Here is a 20518-nt window from a genome sequence, read left to right on the forward strand (position 1 = left end):
ACATGCAACCCAGCGACACCGTCCAGCCGATAGTCCTGCTCGTCGACAAGGAAGATCCCGCCGCCCACTATGACGCCGTGGCTGCCGCAGCAGCGGCGAGCGTGAGCGCGTACGCGCGGCGGGACAGCGACGACGCATGGGAGAACTGGGTGTTCGGCCGGTTCACAAAGACCGTCCGCCGGGCCGGACCCAAGGCGTTCGCGAAACTGGCGGCGCACGCGCCGTCGGGCACCGTCGTCGTCGGCCGGGCGCAGGCGCTGGCCTTTGAGCCGGTGACCTACGAGGAAATGCCCAAGGCAGTCCGGGCGCTGCAGGTCTCCGGAACCCAGCTGCCCGACGACGAGCCGATGCCCGGCCGGGAGGGCGCGCCGGTGGTGGTGGTGAACGCGGACCTGGAGATGTCGACGGGCAAAGCCGGAGCGCAGGCGGCCCACGCGCTGCTCGCCTGGTACCTGACGCTGTCCGATCAGGAACGGAGTACCTGGTTCGACGGCGGCTGTCCGGTCTCCGTCCGGGCGGCAGCCGGGGCCGACTTTGAGGCGCTCGCCGCCGCAGCAGGCGCCGGACCGCTGATCGTGGATGCCGGTATGACCGAAATTGCCCCGAACACCGCCACCGCCTTTGTGGCGGCCGCCGGATTCGGAAAGTCAGGACTTCCGGCGGCCGCCCGCTAGCTCTACCGGGCCGGCAGGTCAGGCGAGACGGCTGCGGACAATCTCGCTGACGGCCTTGCCGTCGAAGCGCCCGGCCACCTTGGCCGTGACCGGCTTCATGACCGCACCCATCTGGCGCATCGACAGTTCCGTGCCGGCAGCGGAGAGCTCGGTAATGACCTCGTCCACGATGGCCTGGACATCCGCAGCCGTCAACGGTGCGGGCAGGTAGGCTTCGATGATTTCGGCTTCGGCAATTTCGGCGTCGCTGCGCTCCGTCTCGCCGGCGTCGCGGTAGATGCCGGCAGTGTCGCGCCGCTTGGCCGCTTCCTTCTGCAGCAGCGACACGACCTGCACGTCGTCGAGCTCAACCGGGGTTTTGCCCGACTTTTCGCGGGTTTCAATCTCGCCGAGAACGTTGCGCACCGTCATCAGCGCGGTGCGGTTTCCGGCTTTCATGTGGGCCTTCATATCGGCCTGGAGCTGCTCTTTGAGTGTCATGGGGTCTCATTTCCGGTCGGAGAAGGTTGCAGGTGTTCCCTCCATGATCTCGCGGAAGCGTGCCGCGGCGCACGCCGGGCTGCGGGGCGCCTATCCCGGGCCCGGCTCTGCATCGGCGATGACCTGCCGCACCCGCCCGGCCAGGGCCGTCAGATCCCCGCCGGGGAGCATGGCCTCCCGGAGAAGGTCCCGGCCGAGCGCGACGCCGGCGGCGCCGGCAGCGAACCAGGGCGCCGTCCCGCCGCAGTCGATCGACCCGGACGGAATCAGAGCAATGTCCGGAAACGCCGTCCGAACCGCAGCAAGGTAGCCGGTACCGAGCGGACCGGCGGGAAACAGCCCCACCGCGCTGGCGCCGGCGCGCCACGCCAAGTGGACCTCCCCGGGGGTCAGCGCGCCGGGGTAACTGGGCAGATCAAGGTTCCGGGAGGCATGGATGACATCCGGAGCGGCAGTGGGGGAGGCGATAAACCGGGCGCCGGCGCCGGCCGCCCGGACCACATCCTGCGGCGTCATCACCGCTCCCATTCCGACGGCGACGCCTGCGGGCATCCGGGCGGCCAGACGCTCGATGGAGTTCAGGGCGCCCGGAACGGTCATGGTCAGCTGCAGGCAGCGGATGCCGTTTGCCGCCAGGGTGTCAGCCACAGCGTCGGTCCGGACCGGATCGCCGGCTCCGAGGACTGCGATGATGCGGCTGCGCTGCAGGGCCTCCGTCAGCGGCACCCGGCGGAATGCGGACGGCCCGGGCTCCGCGGTCATGGCAGCGCCGGTCCGTCCGGCCGTTTTTCTCCGGCTTCCACGGGTTCCCCGATGATGTTGCTGCCCACGGGCATGGGGCAGGTGCCGTACGGAGTGAACGCGCTGGGATAGTTTACGGCCCGGTTGAAATCCACTGTCACAGCAGATGATCCGGCCCGGGGTGCAGCAAAAGCGACCTTGCGCCAGCCGGCGGTTGCCTGGTTGTTGGTGGCATCGTGAAAGGTCAGTGCCAGGCGGTCCGGCCCCTCGGTGCCCACCTGCAGCCGGTATTCCTTCTCCGTCCCGGGAAGCCGGAGGGCCAGTTCACCGACGGTGCGGTGAACGCCGTCGACGGCGGGGTGCGCGGTCCGGATGGGAACGTCCACCGGCTCGGGATAGGCATCGAAGCGGGCCTGCAGCACCAGATCCGGCCTGAAATCGAAGACGGGAACTCCGCTGAATGCCGTGAACACGGGGGACTCCGCATCCCTGGTGCGAAGGGCGTAGCGTCCGCCGCGGCGGGCCAGCTCCACCACGATCCGTCCGCCGTCGCTGCCGCCGAACTGCACCCAGAGCAGGGATTCCTCGTCCTCAAGGGAAACAGTGACGGTACCGTCAACCGCTGTTCCGCTCTCAACGAGGGTGAGACCGTTGCCGGCCGCTGCTGACAGGGCCGCTTCCGTTTCCGTTCCGGACCACAGCCCCGGGAGGCCTTCCGCCGGTGCGGGAACGGGCATTAACCACTGCAGCGAAGTCAGGGTCAGCCAGCCGTGCTCCTGCCCCAGCTCGCGGTTGCGGGCGCTGCGGAAAGCCAGCCACCCCTGAAAAGCGTCATCTGTCGGGTTAGTCATGAATCCTCCTGTCATGGCGGGCCGCCTTGGGCAGTGTAACGGTCCCGTTTGTAGGATGAAGTATGGAAAACAATGGATCAGCCCCCTCGCTCGCCCAGCTGCGGAGCCGTCAGACCGAACTCGTGGCCGCTCTCGCCGTTGAGACGAGCTCGTCCCGGCTCGCCGAGCTCAGCACCGAACTGGAAACCGTCGCCAACCTTCTTCAGGGACGCAGCCGCCAGGCACCCGCTGAATCCGGCGTTCAGCAGCGCGAAGACGGGGTGGTCATTGAACCCGGTTCCGGGTTGGAGGCGGACCTGGACAAGGACCAGGGCGCACCCTAAGCGGCCGTTGCGCCCGGGCTTTTCCCAAGCGGAATCTCCCAAATATGAGGCACGGCACATTTGCGGATAGTGTTGGTTGGTCCCATCTAAGGAAAGGCCACCATGCACGACCGCATTCACCACGAAGGACTGCTGCAGCGCAGGATGTCTGCTGAACAGGCAGCGGCGCTTATCAAACCCGGCATGACCGTGGCGATGAGCGGTTTCACCGGCGCCGGCTATCCCAAGGAAGTTCCCCAGGCCCTGGCCATCCAGATGGAGGAAGCGCACGCACGGGGCGAGGATTTCCAGATCAAGGTCCTGACCGGAGCCTCCACCGCTCCCGAGCTCGACGGCGTGCTCGCGAAGGCCGGCGGCATGGAACTGCGCCTGCCGTACCAGTCCGATCCCACCCTGCGGAAGCGGATCAACGACGGCGAACTCGAGTACATCGACATCCACCTGGGGCACGTCGCCCAGTACACCTGGTTCGGCTTCTACGGCCACGTGGACTTGGCGGTGATCGAGGTCGTCGGCATCAACGAAGATGGCTCCCTGATCCCGTCCTCGTCCGTGGGCAACAACAAGACCTGGATTGAGCAGGCCGACAAGATCATCCTGGAAGTCAACGCCCAGCAGGCGGCAGCCATGGACGGCATGCACGACGTCTACTACGGAACGGCACTGCCGCCGCACCGCAAGCCGATCATGCTCGTGAACCCGGATGACCGGATCGGCGAGCCGTACCTCCGGCTGGATCCGGACAAGGTTATTGCCGTCGTTGAGACCGATGCCCCGGACCGGATGACGCCCTTCGCCGCCCCGGATGAGACGTCGACGCAGATTGCCGCGCACCTGATCGATTTCTTCGGCGACGAAATCAAGGCCGGCCGGCTGACCGACAAGCTGCTGCCGCTGCAGTCCGGCGTGGGCAACATTGCCAACGCCGTCCTGGGCGGGCTGGCCACCTCGGGCTACACCGGACTCACGGCCTACACCGAGGTCATCCAGGACGGGATGCTGCACCTCATCCGCGACGGCGTGATCCGGGTAGCATCCGCCACCTCCTTCTCGCTGAGCCCGGCGGGAATCGAAGAGTTCAACTCGAACATCGAGTTCTACCGCAAGCGGATTATCCTGCGTACCCAGGAGATCTCGAACCATCCGGAACTGATCCGCCGGCTGGGCTGCATCGCCATGAACGGCATGATCGAGGCCGACCTGTACGGCAACGTGAACTCCACCCATGTGGCCGGAACGGCCATGATGAACGGTATCGGCGGCTCCGGCGACTTTGCCCGCAACGGCTTCCTCTCCGCCTTCCTGTCCCCGAGCACTGCCAAGGGCGGCAAGATCTCGGGCATCGTGCCCATGGTCAGCCACGTGGACCACACCGAGCACGACACCATGCTGGTGGTCACCGAACGCGGACTCGCCGACCTGCGCGGCCTCTCGCCCAAGCAGCGCGCCCGGACCATCATCGACAAGTGTGCACACCCGGACTTCCAGCCCCTGCTGCAGGATTACTTCGACCGGGCCTGCCGCGAGAGCTTCGGCAAGCACACCCCGCATCTGCTCGATGAAGCCCTGTCCTGGCACCAGCGGTTCGTGGAAACCGGAGACAGCCGGGCCGCTCAGCCCGCCTCCGCCTGAACCCTTCCTCCGGCCGCCTGTTCCGTTCCGTGACGCGGGCGGAACACGCGGCCGGAGGTGTTTGGCGCTGCCCGTGCTAGAAAGGCCGGGTGAGTGAAGCCAGAAAACAGACAGCCGGCAGGACCCGGCCGCGCCTGACATTGCCGCTGTGGGCTGCGGCCGCCGCCGTCGTCCTCGTCGCCGTCAACCTGCGGCCCGGCGCGACGTCGGTGGGTCCCGTGCTGGCCGAGCTCCAGGCCGGGCTCGGGATGGGTTCAACACTGGCCGGGGTCCTGACGGCACTGCCGGGGCTCACCTTCGCCGTCGTCGGAGCCCTTGCCGTCGCGATGTCCCGGCGGGCCGGCATCAACGGAACCATCGCCGCGGGAGTAGCCGCCGTTGCCGCCGGACTGCTGCTGCGCTCCGTCGTCGAATCGCAGGTGGCTTTCCTGCTGCTCACGGTGCTGGCCTTTGCCGGCATGGCGGTGGGCAACATCCTGGTCCCGGCGTTCATCAAACGGCACGGTGGAGCGCGGACCGCGCTGCTGAACTCCGTTTACGGCACCACGCTGGCAGTGGGCGCAACCATTCCGCTGCTGATTGCCGCCCCGCTGGCGGCAGGCGGGGCGGACGGCTGGCAGGTCAGCCTGCGTGTCTGGGGTGCCGCGGCACTCATCGCCGCGGTGCCCTGGATTGTCATAGCGTTCCGCGGCAGGAGTCCGCGACGCGCAGGAACCGGGAGTGCAGCCGATCTTGCAGCCGGAACCGCAGCCGGCGGACCGCTGCCTTACGCAGGCCGGCTGCGCATGACGTCGTCCGGCACCGCAGTGGCCCTGTGCCTGTATTTCGGCGTCCAGTCCATGAACGCCTATGTGCAGTTCGGCTGGGTGGCGCAGATTTACCGCGATGCGGGACTGAGCCAGTCCCAGGCGGGTTTCATGATGGCGATCATCGCTTCGCTGGGCATCCCCGGCGGCCTGATCATGCCTGCCCTGGTGGCGCGTGCGCCGGGCCTGCGCGTGTATGTTGCGGCACTGGCAGCCGCCACCGGTGCGGGGTATATCGGGCTGCTGCTGTTTCCCGGTGCCGTACCGTGGCTGTGGGCGCTGCTGCTGGGATTCGGCGGGTTCGCCTTTCCGACGGCGCTGGCCCTCATCACGGGACGTTCCCGGGACCCCCGGGTCACGGCAGAACTGTCCGGCTTCTGCCAGCCCGTGGGCTACCTGCTGGCGGCTGCCGGGCCGTTTGCGATCGGTGCCCTGCACTCCGCAACGGGAAGCTGGACTCTTCCCCTCACCATTTTGGCCTGTTCCTCCGTCATCATGGCCTTTGCCGGCATGGCAGCCGCCGCTCCAAAATTCGTGGATGACCAGCTGAAGCCGAGCGCCGTCGGAACTCCCTAGCGGTCGCCGCGCAGCCGGTCGATTTCGCGGCGGTCCTTCTTGGTGGGGCGTCCGGCGCCGCGGTCCCGCAGGGGAACCCCCAGCGCCGGACCCACCGGCCGCGGCGGTGTGTGGTCGGTGAAGCAGTGGGAAGCCGCCTCCGCACCAACGCGCTTGGCAATCAGCTGACGGACTTCGAGGATCCGTTCGTACCCCGGCTGGCGGACCCGAATGGTGTCTCCGGGCTGGACCGGCTGCGCGGCCTTGGCCGGGTTGCCGTTGAGCCTGACATGGCCGGCCCGGCAGGCCGCAGTGGCAGCGGACCGGGTCTTGTAGGCGCGGATGGCCCACAACCAGGCGTCCACTCGGACGGATTTTGAGGTGCTGGCAGGAATGGTCATGGCGCTAACGATTCTGCCACGGAGTGCTCCTGTTCTGCTGGTTGCCGCGCACCGGGCTACCGGTTGTCCCGCAGGCGTGCCGCGTCCGCCTGGGCTTCCAGTTCCTCGTTGGTGGGGACCGAACCCGCAAGGGGATTCGCTGGGGCCACCGGTCCGGCCGCGGCTGCCAGCATCCGCCGCAGTTCACCGGGTGTGTACGGATCGGGTACCCCGAGGTGAGCCACGGCGTGGCAGTTGGGGCACAGCGGCACCAGGTCCGCCACCGGATCCAGTGTGTAGTCCGGGGAGATGGAGGACAGCGGAACAATGTGGTGCACCTGGACAAAGGCGGCGCCGGCCGGACCGTAAACCTGCTCCATTGACAAGCCGCAGGCCGCGCAGGAGGTGCCGTGAAAAGAGACGCACTGCCGGACGGCGTCGGGATCCTGCTCGTAGCGGTTGATTCCCACGGTCCGCAGGCTGTCCTGCGGGAGGCTTCCCGGAAGGGGGACTGTGGGGTCGGCGGCGGCAAGCCAATCCCCGGAAACGGGGCGGGACCGCAGGAACGTGGTCCAGGCCGCCCGGAGCTGCACCTCGGCCTGGTCCGGAACCGCGGTTCCGGTGCTGCGGACGGCGTTCCAGTTCAGGTCCGGGACGCTCTCCGCCAGCCCATCGGCGGGCAGGGCGTCGCCCGGCGGGAGGAGCAGGTCAAAGACGATGCCGGCCAGCAGGCCGAGCCGGGCCGGCAGGGCCGCACCGGGCTGGGGTGCGGAGGCAACGACGCCGTGCCCGAGCAGTCCGCGCCCGTGCCGGCCCTGGGCGAAAAGCCACGCGTCGGTCCCGGGATCCAGCTGCTGGCCCCGGCCTACCCGCCACCGGGTGCCGTAGAGCCCGGTGCGCTGCACGGTGGAGGCCGCCGTGCGGTAGTCCGCACGGCCGGGACCGGCACCAAACGCGGTGGCAGGATTCCAGCCCAGCACGACGGCAGCCATGAATTTCTCCCTTGCTCAAAGATGTTCCCCGGGAAACGCGGTGACGGGAACCGGCGCCGCGGGACGCCTTTAGTTAATGCGGGATTCCCGGCCTTCCCATTCCTGTGACCGCAGTTCATTCTTGCGGATTTTTCCGGTGGACGTCTTAGGAAGGTCAATAATGAACTCCACCGACCGGGGTGCCTTGTAGGAAGCGATCCGGGCCTTGACGTGGGCCACGAGGTCATCTTCGGTGACGTTCCGGCCCGGTGCGAGCACAACGAAGGCCTTGGGCCGCTCGCCCCAGCGCTCGTCCGGGACGCCGATGACGGCGACGTCGGCCACCGCGGGATGGCTGGCCAGCGCCTGTTCCACCTCGATGGTGGAGATGTTCTCGCCGCCGGAAACCACCACGTCCTTGGACCGGTCCAGCAGCTGGACGTAGCCGTCGGGATGCATAACGCCGAGGTCGCCGGTGTGGAACCAGCCGCCGCGGAAGGCGTCGGCCGTCCCGTCGTCGTCGCGGTAGTAACCCTTCATCACCGAGTTGCCGCGCATGACAATCTCGCCCATCTCGACGCCGTCGCCGGCAACATCGGTCAGCTCGCCGGTGGCGCCAACCTCGTCGCGGACCACCCTCAGCCGGTCCGACGTCAGCATGCCCACACCCTGGCGTGCCATCTTCCGGGCCAGGGCCTCGCCGTCCAGTGCTGCCCATGCGGCCTGCGGTTCGCAGACGGCATACGGTCCGTAGGACTCCGTGAGTCCGTAGACGTGCACCACGGCGGCGCGCAGCTCATGGATCTTCGTGATGATGGTGGGGCTCGGCGGTGCCCCGGCGGTCACGATGGTCAGGGGATGATCCAGCTCATGGGCTTCCGCTGCGGTGGCAATGGCGCTGAGCACCGTTGGCGCACCGGCGAGGTGGTCCACGCCGCAGGAATCGATCAGGCGCCAGATGTCCGGGCCCCGGACCGCGCGCAGGCAGACGTGCGTTCCGGAGGCTGCGGTCAGGGCCCAAGTGGTGCACCAGCCGTTGCAGTGGAACATGGGAAGCGTCCACAGATAAACGCTGTCGGCGGTGAAGCCCTGGTGATGCACTTCGCCCAGCGAGTTCAGGTAGGCGCCGCGGTGGGTGTACATCACGCCCTTGGGGCGGCCGGTGGTGCCGGAGGTGTAATTCAGCGTGATGACGGCGTCTTCATCCGCCACGTCCCAGGAGAGCGGGCTGTCGGTGCCGCGCGCCAGGAACTCGGCGTACGACGTCGTGCCCTCCACGGTGCCGGGGCTTCCGTCCTGAAGGGGTACGGCAATAACCTCCGTGACCGTCTCCAGCTCCACCGAACCCAGGGCGAGAAGCAGGTCCGGATCTCCGAACAGCACGGCGGCACCCGAGTGGTTGCAGATGTAGGCCACTTCGGGCGGGGACAACCGTGTATTCAGCGGTACCAGGACGCCGCCGGCCAGGGGAACGGCATAATGGGCGATCAGCAGCTCGGCGGAGTTGGTGCCGAGGAAGGCAGCCCGGCCGCCGGCTGTCAGGCCCGAGGCCTGCAGGGCCTGCGCCGTGCGGGTCACCGCCGCGGCGAACTCGCGGTAGGTCAGGCGCCGGTCACCGTCGATGATCGCTGTTTTGTCCGGATGGACCTGTGCTGCGCGCTCCAGAAAACGAAGCGGTGTCAAAGCGGTGTCCAAGCCGGGCATAACTCTCCTTTGAAGCGGGTTTGTGGCCTCCAACGCTACAGGCTGATGAGGCTTGGATCACATTCCCGGATCGTGGGAGGACATCTGCACCCTGCGGTACAGCTAGCGCGGCTGGTAGGTCAGGCAATCAGCCAGTTCAGCGCCCGGGCCGACTTTGACGTCATGGGCGGTGCACATGAGGTGGTCATTGTGCCGGCATTCGCTGCGCAGGCAGGCGCCCACGGAAGCCAGGACTTTGGGCAGGCCGCCGGTTTCCGCGGTGTCGATGAAGGTGGAGCAGCTGGCGTGGTCGGGGGCGCCGCCTACCGTGATGGCGTAGGCGGTGCAGCCGTCGTGGTTGTAGTCGCAGCTGTGGACGGCGCAGTCGCTGACGGGGGCAACGTGATCAGTCATGATTCCTCCAAAGGGGAGTAATGTCTGTCGAATTTCGAACGTACCACCGTTGCCCGCGGATAATTAGGGCGAAAAAACTGCGCGTATTTACCGGTTGCCGACCTGCTGGGCGGCATCCGCGGCAGGCTCCGGTGCGGCGTCCTAGCCCAGCCCCTCCAGCTTGGTCTGCGCCTTTTCCACGGCGCGGCGCGCCGCACGCGCCGAGCGGCGGGCGGCATCGCGTGCCCGTTCCAGCGTCCCCGCACGGCGGTCCACGGAAGCCACCTCACGCTCCAGGTCACGGATCCGCTCACGCAGCTCGTCAATTTCGTCCGTCAGCTCGTCGCGCCGGTCAGCAACGGCGTCAACCTCGTCCTGGGCTTCCTTCAGCGCGTCCTCGGCCCGTGCCGCGTCCCGCTGCGCTTCCTCCAGGGAGGAACGGGCGGCACGGCGGGCGCGGTCCGCCGCAGCTTTCTCCTTTCTGGCCTGGGCGGCGGTGCCGGCACTGGCGGACGTTTTCGACGCCGGCCCCGAGCCGTCCCCGCCGTCCCCGCCAGCTCCCGGGGAAGGGGAGGAGCGGGTCCGCTGTGTTCCGGAGGCCGGCGGCCGCACCGAACCGGGGTCTGCAACGGCACCCTCCACGTCCACCGGATCCCACCCGTTGGCTTCCAGCCCGCGGACCAGCTGGCCGCTCGCTGCGGCTGCGGCGGCATCCGCATCCGTCATGGCAGCCCACAGGGTTTGTTCAACTTCGGCCCCGACGGCAGCGCTGACCGGATGCCCCAGCTCCTTGGCAAGGTTCTGTGCCTCCCTCGCGGCTGAGCGGAGCAGGCGCTGGCGTTCACCGCTGAGATGGCGCAGCTGTTTTTGGTCCAGGTCATTCTGCGCTTCCCGCAGGACGGCGCCCAGTTCAAGGACTTCGGAGATCAGTTCTGCCCGGTGCAGCGACAGCATATTGACCAGCCAAGCGGCCGACGACGGCTTGGGCAGGGAGCGGATTGCTTTGCCCAGGGCCTTGTCTCCGGCTTTCGCTGCCTCTGAAGCGCGCCGGTTCCGGGCAGCCGTGAACTCCTCGGGCATCAGCGCATAGAGTTCCGCCACGGCATCCGTTGTTCCTGCCATCCCGCTCCGCTTCCCTGGGAATCTGTCTTTGGGTACCGGCCGGGGACGGGGCTCAGTGCAGCTGCGTAAGCCGCCCCCACACCACAATCGCGGCCATTACCAGAAGGATAGCCGGGAGAACTGCCGCCTGGCGCTGGCCGCGTCGCAGATGCATGGCCACCGCCAGCGCCATCAGGAGCACCAGCCCCGCGGCGGCAGCGGGAGTAAGCAGGGGGGACCAGTCCAGCAGGCCGGGGAGCAGCAGGCTCAGGCCCGCAACAATCTCCACGGCGCCCAGGGCCCGGATGGCTGCCGGCGGATATCCGTCGGTCCAGGGCAGCCGTCTGAGCTGCCGCGCGGAACGTGTCAGGCGCTGCCCGCCGATTCCCATGAACAGCAGGGCCAGGACTATCTGCAGGATCCAAAGAAAGAGCGACATGGGAGGGCGGAGTTCCTTCGGCCGGGCGGACTGACGTTTTAGTCAAGCACGGTTCAGGGCCGAAGACGAGGGCATGGCCCCGGGCGCCGCAGCGGGCACGGTACCGGCGGGTCAGCTGCGCAGATCCGCCGGTACCGAGGTGCTGGAGCGGATGACGAACTCGGTCGGATAAAACCGCTGGATCCAGTCGGCTTCCGGCGGTTTCTGCGCCAGGAGCGAGAGCACGGCGGCGACGGCGGCGGCTCCCTGTCCCCGCGGGTCCTGGCTGATGGTGGTCAACCCAAAAACCTCACCGAGTTCGTGGCCGTCGATCCCAATTACGGACAGGTCCTCGGGAACGCGCAGTCCCAGGCCCCTGGCGGCAAGAATAGTCCCGACGGCAATTTCGTCCGAGGCGCAGAAGATGCCGGTCGGACGGTTTCGGGGAGCAGCCAGCAGAGTCTTGGCGGCGCTCACGCCGCTGGCAACGGAGAAGTCCGGACTATTAATGTGAAGGCTTTCCAGGCCCGCCCGGCCCATCGCCTGTTCATACCCGTCCCGGCGCGTACTGCCCAGCCGGAAATCACGCTCACGTTCTTCCCCGCCGCCAATGTGGGCAATCCGCGTATGGCCCAGCGCGATGAGGTGCTCCGTAGCCAGCACCGAAATGTTGGCCTCGTCCACCCGAATGGTGTGGGTCTGCGGCAGGGGCCCGCCAATGGCGACAATCGGCTTGCCCACCGCATGCAGCTGGCCCAGTTCCTCATCGGTGAGTTTGAGCGCCACCGCAATTACGGCGTCCAGCCGCTGGCGCCGCAGCATCTCTGTCAGCACGCTTTCGCGGTGCCCCGGGCCGTCACTGGTGTTGTACAGGGTCAGGTCGTAGCCGGCGTCGATCAGTGCAGCGGCGGCACCCTCGAGCACCTGCGAAAAGTACCAGCGGCCAACGGTGGGCATGACAATCCCGATGTTGCGGCTGCGCCCGGAGGCCAGGGACGACGCGTTGTAGGAAATGACAAAACCGAGCTCGTCGGCTGCCGCCTGAACCTTCCGGCGCGTGGCCTCGGAGACCTTGCCGTTGCCGCTCAGGGCGCGCGACACCGTGGCCGACGAGACTCCCGCGCGGGCGGCCACGTCTTTGATCCCTGCCATGTACGATCCTCGGTTCTGGTAGTGCTTCATTGCGCCGGACCCACAGAGTTGAGGCACCGGACCCTCAGGTCAGGTGCCTCAAACCCGGGTTGCCTATCCGGAGTTAGCCTAGCCGGAGCCAGACGGCATGGTTGGGCAGCAGGACGCCGTCGCTCCCGGAGCCGGCTTCACTGGCCACCAGAACCTCACCCTCCGGCAGGTACAGCGGCTCGGCGCCCATGTTCAGCACCGTCAGCACTTCACCGTTCAGGAAGGCAACCACCGAGTCGTTGTTGACGCCGGGCCACCAGGCCAGTGATCCGGCACCCAGGGCGTACTCCCGGCGCACGGCCAGCGCGCTGCGGTACAGGTTCAGGGTTGAGGCCGGATCTTCACGCTGGACATCCCGGGCCAGCGACGCCCATTCGGCGGGCTGGGGCAGCCAGGAAGCGCCGGTGCTGCTGAAACCGAAGCCGTCGGCAGCGGAGTACCAGGGCAGCGGGACGCGGCAGCCGTCGCGGCCCAGGCGGGCACCGCCGGTGCGGTGGTAGGTCGGATCCTCACGGAAGTCATGCGGCATGGTGGTGTGGTCCGGCAGCCCCAGTTCCTCTCCCTGATAGAGGTAGACGCCGCCGGGCAGGGCGAGCATGAGCAGAGTTGCGGCGCGGGCGCGCGAGAGCCCCAGTTCATAGTCGGGCTGGCGGTCATCGGGCCCCAGGCCGTCGCCCGGCCGGTCCTGGTGTCCTTCGAGGCCGAAGCGCGTGGCGTGGCGTACGACGTCGTGGTTGGAGAGCACCCAGGTGGTGGGCGCCCCCACCTTGTCGAAGGCCTCGAGGGAGGACTGGATGACGTGGCGGACGGCGCCGGCCTGCCAGTCGTGGTGCAGGTAGGCGAAGTTGAAGGTCTGGTGCATTTCATCCGGACGCACCCAGTCCGAGAGCCGGTCCAGGGGATCGATGGTGGCTTCGGCGCACAGCACGCGCTCGCCGTCGTAGCTCTCCAGCAGCTTCCGCCAGGAACGGTAGATGTCGTGCACTTCGGCCTGGCCGAACATCGGTGCCTCGTGCCCGGGGAAACCCTCCGACGAGCAGCCGTCCGCACGGCCGCCCCAGTCCGGGAGGCCTGATTTCTTCACCAGGGCGTGGGCTACGTCCACGCGGAACCCGCCGACTCCGCGGTCCAGCCAGAAGCGGAGCACCCGCTCAAACTCGGCGCGCACCGCCGGGTTGTCCCAGTTGAAGTCCGGCTGGCTGGAATCGAACAGGTGCAGGTACCACTGGCCCGGCGTGCCGTCCGTGTTGGTGGTGCGGGTCCATGCGGAACCCCCGAAATGGGACTGCCAGTTGTTCGGCGGAAGGTCTCCGTTTTCTCCGGAGCCGTTCCGGAAAATGAACATGTCGCGCTCGGGGGAGTCGGCGGGGGCCGCCAGGGCGGACTGGAAGAGTGCGTGTTCGTTGGAGCAGTGGTTGGGCACAAGGTCCACGATGATCCGGATGCCGTGTCCGGAGGCCTTTGCCACCAGGGCGTCGAAGTCGTCCAGCGTGCCGAACAGCGGGTCAACGGAGCAGTAATCGGCCACGTCATACCCGGCGTCGTTCTGCGGGGACTTGTAGAACGGGGACAGCCACAGCGCATCGATGTCGAGCTCGGCCAGCGAGTCCACCTCGGCGGTGATGCCGGGCAGGTCGCCGATGCCGTCGCCGCTGAGATCCCGGAACGAGCGCGGATACACCTGGTAGATGACGGAAGAACGCCACCACTGCCGGTCGTGTTCGCTGGAGGCGGCGTGCAGGGGGACAAGGGCCGGGCCGGTTTCTGCACCGGTGCCGGGGATTACGTGGCTGAGCATGGGTGCCATCCTAGGGGCATACCGCACCCAGAATGAAAACGCTTGCACAACTCGGGTCAGTCCTAAGATTACTGACTGTTTCCCGGATTGCTGGGTCACAGCAGGGGATGGGGGTGAAACAGCGGCAGCGAATGCGGGTCTAAACCGTGACGCAGGTCTGTGATTGGACGCACAACGTGTACGCGCTTACACTTTCTCCGTACTGAGGTCCCGATGGAGTGTTCCGTTGCTCCTGCCTTATCTCCTGCGCCAGCGCAGGAGGCCCGGACAGCAGCGCTGAAAAACGCCGGAATCCATTTTGAAAATTTAGGAGAGGTTCACCAATGAAGGTGCACACCACGGGTATGACGGCGTCTCGCCGCCGCTCCCTCGCTCTCGGGGCCGTTTCGGTCACCGCTGCTCTTGTCCTGACCGCCTGCGGCGGCGGTGATTCCGCCGAAAGCGCGGACTCCACGGACCTGTCCACCGCCGGCGCCACCACACTCACCATGTGGGTCGATGCGGAACGCTCGCCGGCTCTGACCGATGTCACGGCCCAGTTCAAGGAAGACACCGGCATTGAAATCAAGCTGGTGACGAAGGACTTCGAGAAGGTCTCCGACGACTTCATCACACAGGTCCCCAGCGGAAAAGGTCCCGACCTGATCGTGGGCCCGCACGACTGGCTGGGCAAATTTGTCCTGAACGGCGTAATTTCCCCGATCGAGCTGGGTGACAAGGCAGCAGACTTCCAGGAGTCCGCGGTCGCCGCCATGACCTATGAGGGCAGCACCTACGGTGTGCCCTACTCCATCGAGAACATCGGTCTGCTGCGCAACGCGGACCTGGTTCCCGAACCGGCAGCCACCATGGACGAAGTCATTGCCAACGGCAAGGAAGCCGTTGCCACCAAGGGCGCCGAGTTCCCGTTCCTGGTAGGGATGGATCCCAAGCAGGGCGACCCGTACCACCTGTACCCGTTCCAGACCTCCATGGGTGTTCCCGTCTTCGGAACTGACGAGACCGGCGGCTATGACGCGTCGAAGCTGGAGCTGGGCAACGAAAACGGTGCTGCTTTCGCCGCAAAGGTGAAGGAATGGGGCGAGGCCGGAGCCGGCATCCTGAACTCCAACATCACCGCAGACATTGCCAAGGAAAAGTTCAATGCCGGAGCGTCCCCGTATTTCCTGACGGGGCCGTGGAACGTGCCGCTGGCGGAGGAAGCCGGGATCAACGTCGTTGTTGACCCGCTGCCGACCGCGGGCGATCAGCCGGCGCAGCCCTTTGTGGGCGTCAACGGCTTCTTCATCAGCTCCAAGAGCGCGAACTCCCTGGCCGCCACTGAGTTTGCCCTGAACTACCTCACCACCGAGGCCGTGCAGGACGCCATGTTTGAAGGCGGCGGACGTCCGCCGGCCCTGAATGCGTCGTTCGACAAGGCAGCCGCAGACCCGACTCTCGCCGCCTTTGGCGAGATCGGCGCCAACGGCGTCCCCATGCCGGCCATCCCGGAAATGGGTGCTGTTTGGGCCGACTGGGGCGGCACTGAGCTTGCCCTGATCAAGGGCCAGGGCGATCCAGCAGAGTCCTGGGCAACGATGGTCAGCAACGTCGAAGCGAAGATCGCCAAGTAGTCCGGCGTCAGCCGCACCTGAGATAGAAACCGCTCCGGCCTTCCGCCGGGGCACGAGGTATGCGGGCCGGGACACTGCCCCTTTATGGAGCGCAGTGTCCCGGCCCGAACTGGTTCAAGGAGAACCCCGATGGTTGATCAGCTGGACACCCCTGTCCGCCCAGACATTTCCGCACGAACGCCCAAGCGCCGCCGCGGGCCCGATTCCATGACAGGCCTTCTGGCCAAAATTCTGCTCCTGGGCCTGACGGATGCGTTTGCCGTCTATGTCCTCATGGCCCTGTTCATGAGCGAAAAATGGGCCGTCCTTGCGGTGGCGGCAGCGGTGACCGTGCTGATCAACTGGATCTACCTCCGCCGCGGCGGCCTGCCGGCCAAGTACCTGGCACCGGGAGTCCTGTTCCTGGTGGTCTTCCAGGTTTTTGTCGTGGTGTACAGCGGCTATATCGCCTTCACCAACTACGGCGACGGGCACAACAGCAGCAAGGACGACGCCGTTTCAGCCATCTCCATGAGCGCCCAGAAGCGCGTTCCGGATTCTCCGGCATACCAGGTGTCCGTGGTGGAAAAGGACGATGTCCTGTCCCTTCTGGTCACCGATCCCGACGCCGGCGTCCGGATCGGCACCACGGGTGAACCGCTCAAGGAGGCTGAGGGCGCCGAAATGGGCGGCACAGGCAAAGCTGTGGCAGCCGAGGGGTACCGCACCCTGAGCTTCAACGAACTGCTTGCCGTCCAGCAGGAAATCACCGACATCAAGGTTCCGCTCTCCGATGACCTCGACGACGGCGTCCTGCAGACCGCCGACGGTTCCAATGCCTACGTGTTCAAACCGGTGCTGGTCTACGACGAAGCGGCGGACACCTTCACGGATACCGAGACCGGCACCGTTTATACGGACGGCGGCGAGGGATCCTTTGTGAGCGCCGACGGCGAACGCCTCGCCACCGGGTGGAAGGTGGGGGTGGGGTTCGAGAACTTCGAACGGGCCTTCACCGATCCGGACCTCCGCGGGCCGCTGCTCAGCGTCATCGTATGGACCTTCACGTTTGCGCTCGGATCGGTGCTGCTGTGCTTCGGTCTTGGGCTGTTCCTGGCTCTGACCTTCAACCATCCAAACCTGCGCGGCAAAAAGATCTACCGCACCATCATGATCCTGCCCTACGCCTTCCCGGCGTTCCTGGCCGGCCTGGTCTGGTCCGGAATGCTGAACCAGGAGTTCGGATTCATCAACGCCACCCTGTTCGGCGGCGCCGACATCCCGTGGCTGACCGACCCCTGGCTGGCGAAATTCAGTGTGCTGCTGGTGAACACGTGGCTCGGGTTCCCCTATATGTTCCTGGTCTGCACCGGCGCCCTGCAGTCCCTGCCGGAGGATGTCAACGAGGCCGCCCGCATGGACGGGGCATCCGCGTGGCGGATCTTCCGCTCCATCAAGCTGCCGCTGCTGCTGGTCTCCACCGCACCGCTGCTGATCTCGACGTTTGCCTTCAACTTCAACAACTTCAACGTGATCTTCATGCTTACGGGCGGCGGGCCCAGGTTCACCGACACCAACATGGACATCGGGGCCACGGACCTGCTGATCACGCTGGTCTACAAGGTGGCCTTCGGCCAGGGGTCCGGACGTGACTACGGGCTGGCCAGCGCGCTGGCCGTCATCATCTTCATCATCGTGGCAGTTATCTCCGCGGTCAGCTTCCGGCAGACCAAGGCGCTGGAGGAAGTGAATTCATGAGCAACTCGACATTGACCCCGGCTCGGACCAACGCCGGCCCGGCCAGCCCTGCACAACCCCGCAAACCCTTCGGCGCATGGTTCCGGGACAAGGGGTGGCGGCACCTGGTGGGCCTGGTCATGGGCGTTTTTGCGCTCTTCCCGCTGGCATACGTGCTCTCCGCCGCGCTCAGCTCCAACGGAACCCTGGTTTCGGCAAGCGGCCTGTTTTCCACCATCGAGTTCGACAACTTCGTGGACCTGTTCTCGGATCCGCAGAAGCCCTTCGCCCGGTGGTTCCTGAACACGCTCGTCGTCGGGCTCATTACCAGCGCCGGCACCGTGTTCCTGGGTGCCCTGGCCGCGTACTCCTTCTCCCGGATGCGCTTTACCGGACGCCGCTTCGGCCTGCTGAGCCTGATGCTCCTGCAGATGTTCCCGCAGATGCTCGGCGTTGTGGCGATTTTCCTGCTTCTGAGCGGAATCTCCGACGTCGTGCCGTGGCTGGGCCTGGGGAGCCAGACCGGCCTGATCATGGTCTACCTCGGCGGCGCCCTCGGCGTGAACACCTACCTGATGTACGGGTTCTTCAACACGGTTCCGAAGTCCCTGGACGAGGCCGCGCGCATCGACGGAGCAAGCCACATCCAGATTTTCTTCACGATCATCCTGCGGCTGGTCACGCCCATCCTGGCGATTGTGGGGCTGCTGTCCTTCATCACCGCTACCGGCGAGTTCCTGATTGCGTCCATTGTCCTGAACGACCCCGAAGCACAGACCCTGGCGGTGGGCCTCTACTCCTTCGTGGGTGACAGCCAGTCGCGCACCTGGGGTGTCTTCTCCGCCGGTGCGGTCCTGGCCGCCCTGCCGGTGATGGCGCTGTTCCTGTTCCTGCAGCGCTTCATCTCCTCCGGCCTGGTTGCCGGAGCAGTGAAGGGCTAGAAACCTGCCACGTGCCGGGGGGTGTAGTGCTGCTCCAGCTCGTCCAGATCCTCCGGCGTGAGCTGCAGGTCCAGGGCCGCGGCGGCGTCGTCCAGATGCCCGGCGGCGGTGGCACCGAGCACCGGGGCCGTCACCGCCGGGTGGGTGAGGACCCAGGCCAGGGCAACCTGGGCCCGTGTCACGCCGTGCCGCTGCGCTACGGCGAGTACGGCGTCGGCGACGGCCCGGTTGGGTACGTCCTGCCCCGCATAGAGGGAGTGTCCCAGGGCGTCCTGGGACTGCCGCCGGCTTCCCTGCTGCCAGTCCCGCGCCAGCCGCCCGCGGGCCAGCGGGGAATAGGCCAGCACACCGGTGCCGGTGGCACTGCAGAGGGGAATCATTTCCCGTTCCTCTTCGCGGTAAACCAGGTTGTAATGCGCCTGCATGGTCACAAACCGAGACCAGCCGTGGGCCTGCTGCAGCGTGAGCGCCCGGGCGAATTGCCAGGCATACATGGTGGAGGCGCCCAGGTACCGGACTTTCCCCGACCGCACCAGCCCGTCGAGTGTTTCCAGCGTTTCCTCGAGCGGGGTGGAGGCATCCCAGCGGTGAACCTGGTAGAGATCAATGTAGTCGGTGCCCAGGCGCCGAAGGCTCTCGTCCACCTGCCACAGAATGTGTTTGCGCGAGAGGCCCCAGCCGTTGGGACCTGGCATCATTTCGCCGTGGACCTTGGTGGCGATCACCACTTCATCACGCCGGGCATACTTCAGCAGTGCGGCCCCCGTAATTTCCTCGCTGTCGCCGGAGGAGTAGACGTTGGCCGTGTCAAAGAAATTGATTCCCAGTTCAAGGGCCCTGCGCAGGATGGGCCTGGACTCCGGAGCCCGCAGCGTCCAGCCGTGGTTGCCGTGGTTGGGGTCACCGAAGGTCATGCACCCGAGACCGACAGCCGACACCGTGGCTCCGGAACTTCCCAGCTTTACGAATCTCATATCGCTTCACACGGCCCTAATGTTCCTCGTCGGAATTTCAGCCTGCAGCGGTTACCGCCGGGCGGGCGGGCCGGACAGCGGCACGGTACCGCGATGCTACCGCCGGAGCTGCACCCGGAACAGCGATGCGGGACTGTTTCCCCCTGCCGCGGCACAAACCCCTGCCGTTGCGCCGTTTCCCGGCCCTATACTGAGCCATGCCCACCCCTCAGGACCCGGAAACCCCGCTGCATACGCCACGGCTCAGCGGCGGAGCGGATTCCGTCGTCGCTGCCGCCGAGCCCCGCCCCGAGGGTGGCCTTGCTGCACAGCAGGCCGCCGTGCGGGTCGGCGCCCTGAGCCTCGGGCCTCCGCAGCCAGAGGGTCCCGCCGGACTCCTGCTGCTGGCATATCTGCGGAATCAGTTCCTGGCCATGCTGGCGGAGGATCCGCGCGTACGGGCAGACCATGCAGACGCGGTGCACAAGATGCGGGTCAGCACCCGGCGGATGCGTTCGGCCCTGTCGAGTTACCGCAAAGTGCTTGCACCGGAGCCGGCCCACGAAGTGCGCACCGAACTCAAATGGTTTGCCGGGGTCCTGGGTGCGGCCCGCGACGCCCAGGTGCTGCGCGCGCGGCTGCAGGCTCTTGTCGGAACCCAGCCTGCCGAACTGGTGATGGGGCCGGTGCAGCAGCGCATTGCCGAGGAACTGCTCGGCGACTATCGCATGGCTCATGCGGAAGTGGCCCGCGTGCTCGACGGCGACCGTTACCGGCGCCTGCTGGAACGGCTTGAGTCGGTGATCGGCAGCCCCGAATTTACGGCCGCAGCAGAGGCACCGGCTGCCCAAACCGCGGGTCGGATGCTGCGCCGCGGCCGCAAGCGCCTGCACCGGCAGGTGCGGGACGCCCGCGAGGCCCGCAGCGAGGACCACCGGTCGGAATCACTGCACGACGCCCGCAAGGATGCCAAGCGGCTGCGCTATGCCGCCGAGGTTGCCCAGCCGGTGCGGGCTTCCGGTTCCGCCGAACTGGCCGCCGGCGCTGAGCATGTGCAAAAGATCCTCGGCGAATACCAGGACAGCGTCGTTAGCCGGGACTACCTGCGCCGGCTGGGTGCCGCCGCGGCCGGTGCCGGCTCCAACGGCTTCACCTACGGACGGCTGCACGCCCTGGAGGAAGAACGCGGGGAGAGCGCACGCAAGCGGTTCCGCAAGGCATGGGCAGATTTTCCCCGGGTGGTCTGACCGGGGTATTTGAACGGCGCATCTGAACCAGCGCATCTGAACCGGCACGTCCGGACGGAG

Annotated in this window: 20 protein-coding genes; 8 read left to right on the top strand and 12 right to left on the bottom strand. The window is 66.8% G+C overall.

Features of this window, described 5'->3' with window-relative positions; genetic code table 11:
- The first annotated feature begins 2 nt into the window (after positions 1-2).
- A complete protein-coding gene (locus tag M1D40_RS02275; RefSeq protein ID WP_461170057.1) occupies positions 3-674 on the top strand; it encodes an aminoacyl-tRNA hydrolase in 672 nt (223 codons plus the stop codon).
- 18 nt (positions 675-692) lie between these two features.
- Here M1D40_RS02275 and M1D40_RS02280 read toward each other — a convergent pair whose 3' ends face one another.
- From M1D40_RS02280 to M1D40_RS02290, 3 genes are all read right to left on the bottom strand, one after another.
- Entirely contained in the window at positions 693-1154 is a 462-nt protein-coding gene (locus tag M1D40_RS02280) for a GatB/YqeY domain-containing protein (RefSeq protein WP_341395713.1), read from the bottom strand.
- Positions 1155-1244: 90 nt separating this feature from the next.
- On the bottom strand, positions 1245-1916 hold the full coding sequence (locus M1D40_RS02285) for a bifunctional 4-hydroxy-2-oxoglutarate aldolase/2-dehydro-3-deoxy-phosphogluconate aldolase (protein WP_461170058.1): 672 nt from the start codon (positions 1914-1916) through the stop codon (positions 1245-1247).
- A complete protein-coding gene (locus M1D40_RS02290; protein ID WP_461170059.1) occupies positions 1913-2746 on the bottom strand; it encodes a DUF1684 domain-containing protein in 834 nt (277 codons plus the stop codon). The genes M1D40_RS02285 and M1D40_RS02290 overlap by 4 nt, the downstream gene beginning before the upstream one ends.
- Before the next feature lie 62 nt (positions 2747-2808).
- Here M1D40_RS02290 and M1D40_RS02295 point away from each other — a divergent pair, with 62 nt between their 5' ends.
- From M1D40_RS02295 to M1D40_RS02305, 3 genes are all read left to right on the top strand, one after another.
- On the top strand, positions 2809-3069 hold the full coding sequence (locus M1D40_RS02295; protein ID WP_341395709.1) for a hypothetical protein: 261 nt from the start codon (positions 2809-2811) through the stop codon (positions 3067-3069).
- A gap of 102 nt (positions 3070-3171) precedes the next feature.
- Positions 3172-4701: an acetyl-CoA hydrolase/transferase family protein gene (locus M1D40_RS02300; protein WP_341395708.1), complete on the top strand. Its 1530-nt coding sequence runs from the start codon at positions 3172-3174 to the stop codon at positions 4699-4701.
- Positions 4702-4790: 89 nt separating this feature from the next.
- Positions 4791-6083 carry an MFS transporter gene (locus M1D40_RS02305; RefSeq protein WP_461170060.1) on the top strand — a complete coding sequence of 431 codons (1293 nt, stop codon included), beginning with the start codon at positions 4791-4793 and terminating at the stop codon, positions 6081-6083.
- On the opposite strand, the gene M1D40_RS02310 is transcribed toward M1D40_RS02305, so the two are convergent.
- The 8 genes from M1D40_RS02310 to M1D40_RS02345 form a co-directional block, all read right to left on the bottom strand.
- The gene (locus M1D40_RS02310; protein WP_341395706.1) at positions 6080-6463 is read right to left on the bottom strand and encodes an RNA-binding S4 domain-containing protein; all 384 of its coding nucleotides are present in this window, start codon (positions 6461-6463) and stop codon (positions 6080-6082) included. The genes M1D40_RS02305 and M1D40_RS02310 overlap by 4 nt on opposite strands.
- 56 nt (positions 6464-6519) lie before the next feature.
- On the bottom strand, positions 6520-7434 hold the full coding sequence (locus tag M1D40_RS02315; protein WP_341395705.1) for an HNH endonuclease: 915 nt from the start codon (positions 7432-7434) through the stop codon (positions 6520-6522).
- A 69-nt stretch (positions 7435-7503) separates the two neighbouring features.
- Complete coding sequence (locus M1D40_RS02320) at positions 7504-9117, bottom strand: AMP-binding protein (RefSeq protein WP_461170061.1); 1614 nt, start codon at positions 9115-9117, stop codon at positions 7504-7506.
- A 102-nt stretch (positions 9118-9219) separates the two neighbouring features.
- Positions 9220-9510, bottom strand: coding sequence for a DUF1540 domain-containing protein (locus M1D40_RS02325; protein WP_341395703.1), 291 nt, complete (start codon positions 9508-9510; stop codon positions 9220-9222).
- Between the two features lie 141 nt (positions 9511-9651).
- Positions 9652-10611: a hypothetical protein gene (locus M1D40_RS02330; protein WP_461170062.1), complete on the bottom strand. Its 960-nt coding sequence runs from the start codon at positions 10609-10611 to the stop codon at positions 9652-9654.
- A gap of 52 nt (positions 10612-10663) precedes the next feature.
- Entirely contained in the window at positions 10664-11029 is a 366-nt protein-coding gene (locus M1D40_RS02335) for a DoxX family protein (protein ID WP_461170063.1), read from the bottom strand.
- 111 nt (positions 11030-11140) lie between these two features.
- Complete coding sequence (locus tag M1D40_RS02340; protein WP_461170064.1) at positions 11141-12160, bottom strand: LacI family DNA-binding transcriptional regulator; 1020 nt, start codon at positions 12158-12160, stop codon at positions 11141-11143.
- Positions 12161-12263: 103 nt separating this feature from the next.
- Positions 12264-13988, bottom strand: a complete 1725-nt coding sequence (locus M1D40_RS02345) for a glycoside hydrolase family 13 protein (RefSeq protein ID WP_461170065.1) — start codon at positions 13986-13988, stop codon at positions 12264-12266.
- A gap of 323 nt (positions 13989-14311) precedes the next feature.
- Between M1D40_RS02345 and M1D40_RS02350 the strand changes: the two genes are divergently transcribed.
- The 3 genes from M1D40_RS02350 (at position 14312) to M1D40_RS02360 (ending at position 18258) form a co-directional block, all read left to right on the top strand.
- Complete coding sequence (locus tag M1D40_RS02350; protein WP_461170066.1) at positions 14312-15601, top strand: sugar ABC transporter substrate-binding protein; 1290 nt, start codon at positions 14312-14314, stop codon at positions 15599-15601.
- A 129-nt stretch (positions 15602-15730) separates the two neighbouring features.
- Positions 15731-17338 carry an ABC transporter permease subunit gene (locus M1D40_RS02355; protein WP_461170067.1) on the top strand — a complete coding sequence of 536 codons (1608 nt, stop codon included), beginning with the start codon at positions 15731-15733 and terminating at the stop codon, positions 17336-17338.
- The gene (locus M1D40_RS02360) at positions 17335-18258 is read left to right on the top strand and encodes a sugar ABC transporter permease (RefSeq protein ID WP_461170068.1); all 924 of its coding nucleotides are present in this window, start codon (positions 17335-17337) and stop codon (positions 18256-18258) included. Before M1D40_RS02355 ends, M1D40_RS02360 begins: the two co-directional genes overlap by 4 nt.
- Here M1D40_RS02360 and M1D40_RS02365 read toward each other — a convergent pair.
- On the bottom strand, positions 18255-19232 hold the full coding sequence (locus tag M1D40_RS02365; protein WP_461170069.1) for an aldo/keto reductase: 978 nt from the start codon (positions 19230-19232) through the stop codon (positions 18255-18257). The two genes, M1D40_RS02360 and M1D40_RS02365, sit on opposite strands and share 4 nt — an antisense overlap.
- A 197-nt stretch (positions 19233-19429) precedes the next feature.
- Here M1D40_RS02365 and M1D40_RS02370 point away from each other — a divergent pair, with 197 nt between their 5' ends.
- Entirely contained in the window at positions 19430-20458 is a 1029-nt protein-coding gene (locus M1D40_RS02370; protein ID WP_461170070.1) for a CHAD domain-containing protein, read from the top strand.
- The last annotated feature ends 60 nt before the right edge of the window (positions 20459-20518 follow it).

The organism is Arthrobacter sp. Z1-15 (assembly GCF_054792395.1).

What these genes read in the sequence shown, in the direction of transcription:
- M1D40_RS02360 (WP_461170068.1), top strand. Translation starts at nt 17,335, where the DNA reads ATGAGCAACTCGACATTGACCCCGGCTCGGACCAACGCCGGCCCGGCC.
- M1D40_RS02320 (WP_461170061.1), bottom strand. Translation starts at nt 9,117, where the DNA reads ATGCCCGGCTTGGACACCGCTTTGACACCGCTTCGTTTTCTGGAGCGC.
- M1D40_RS02345 (WP_461170065.1), bottom strand. Translation starts at nt 13,988, where the DNA reads ATGCTCAGCCACGTAATCCCCGGCACCGGTGCAGAAACCGGCCCGGCC.
- M1D40_RS02355 (WP_461170067.1), top strand. Translation starts at nt 15,731, where the DNA reads ATGGTTGATCAGCTGGACACCCCTGTCCGCCCAGACATTTCCGCACGA.
- M1D40_RS02310 (WP_341395706.1), bottom strand. Translation starts at nt 6,463, where the DNA reads ATGACCATTCCTGCCAGCACCTCAAAATCCGTCCGAGTGGACGCCTGG.
- M1D40_RS02370 (WP_461170070.1), top strand. Translation starts at nt 19,430, where the DNA reads ATGCCCACCCCTCAGGACCCGGAAACCCCGCTGCATACGCCACGGCTC.
- M1D40_RS02315 (WP_341395705.1), bottom strand. Translation starts at nt 7,434, where the DNA reads ATGGCTGCCGTCGTGCTGGGCTGGAATCCTGCCACCGCGTTTGGTGCC.
- M1D40_RS02275 (WP_461170057.1), top strand. Translation starts at nt 3, where the DNA reads ATGCAACCCAGCGACACCGTCCAGCCGATAGTCCTGCTCGTCGACAAG.
- M1D40_RS02335 (WP_461170063.1), bottom strand. Translation starts at nt 11,029, where the DNA reads ATGTCGCTCTTTCTTTGGATCCTGCAGATAGTCCTGGCCCTGCTGTTC.
- M1D40_RS02295 (WP_341395709.1), top strand. Translation starts at nt 2,809, where the DNA reads ATGGAAAACAATGGATCAGCCCCCTCGCTCGCCCAGCTGCGGAGCCGT.
- M1D40_RS02340 (WP_461170064.1), bottom strand. Translation starts at nt 12,160, where the DNA reads ATGGCAGGGATCAAAGACGTGGCCGCCCGCGCGGGAGTCTCGTCGGCC.
- M1D40_RS02290 (WP_461170059.1), bottom strand. Translation starts at nt 2,746, where the DNA reads ATGACTAACCCGACAGATGACGCTTTTCAGGGGTGGCTGGCTTTCCGC.
- M1D40_RS02285 (WP_461170058.1), bottom strand. Translation starts at nt 1,916, where the DNA reads ATGACCGCGGAGCCCGGGCCGTCCGCATTCCGCCGGGTGCCGCTGACG.
- M1D40_RS02280 (WP_341395713.1), bottom strand. Translation starts at nt 1,154, where the DNA reads ATGACACTCAAAGAGCAGCTCCAGGCCGATATGAAGGCCCACATGAAA.
- M1D40_RS02300 (WP_341395708.1), top strand. Translation starts at nt 3,172, where the DNA reads ATGCACGACCGCATTCACCACGAAGGACTGCTGCAGCGCAGGATGTCT.
- M1D40_RS02365 (WP_461170069.1), bottom strand. Translation starts at nt 19,232, where the DNA reads ATGAGATTCGTAAAGCTGGGAAGTTCCGGAGCCACGGTGTCGGCTGTC.
- M1D40_RS02325 (WP_341395703.1), bottom strand. Translation starts at nt 9,510, where the DNA reads ATGACTGATCACGTTGCCCCCGTCAGCGACTGCGCCGTCCACAGCTGC.
- M1D40_RS02350 (WP_461170066.1), top strand. Translation starts at nt 14,312, where the DNA reads ATGAAGGTGCACACCACGGGTATGACGGCGTCTCGCCGCCGCTCCCTC.
- M1D40_RS02330 (WP_461170062.1), bottom strand. Translation starts at nt 10,611, where the DNA reads ATGGCAGGAACAACGGATGCCGTGGCGGAACTCTATGCGCTGATGCCC.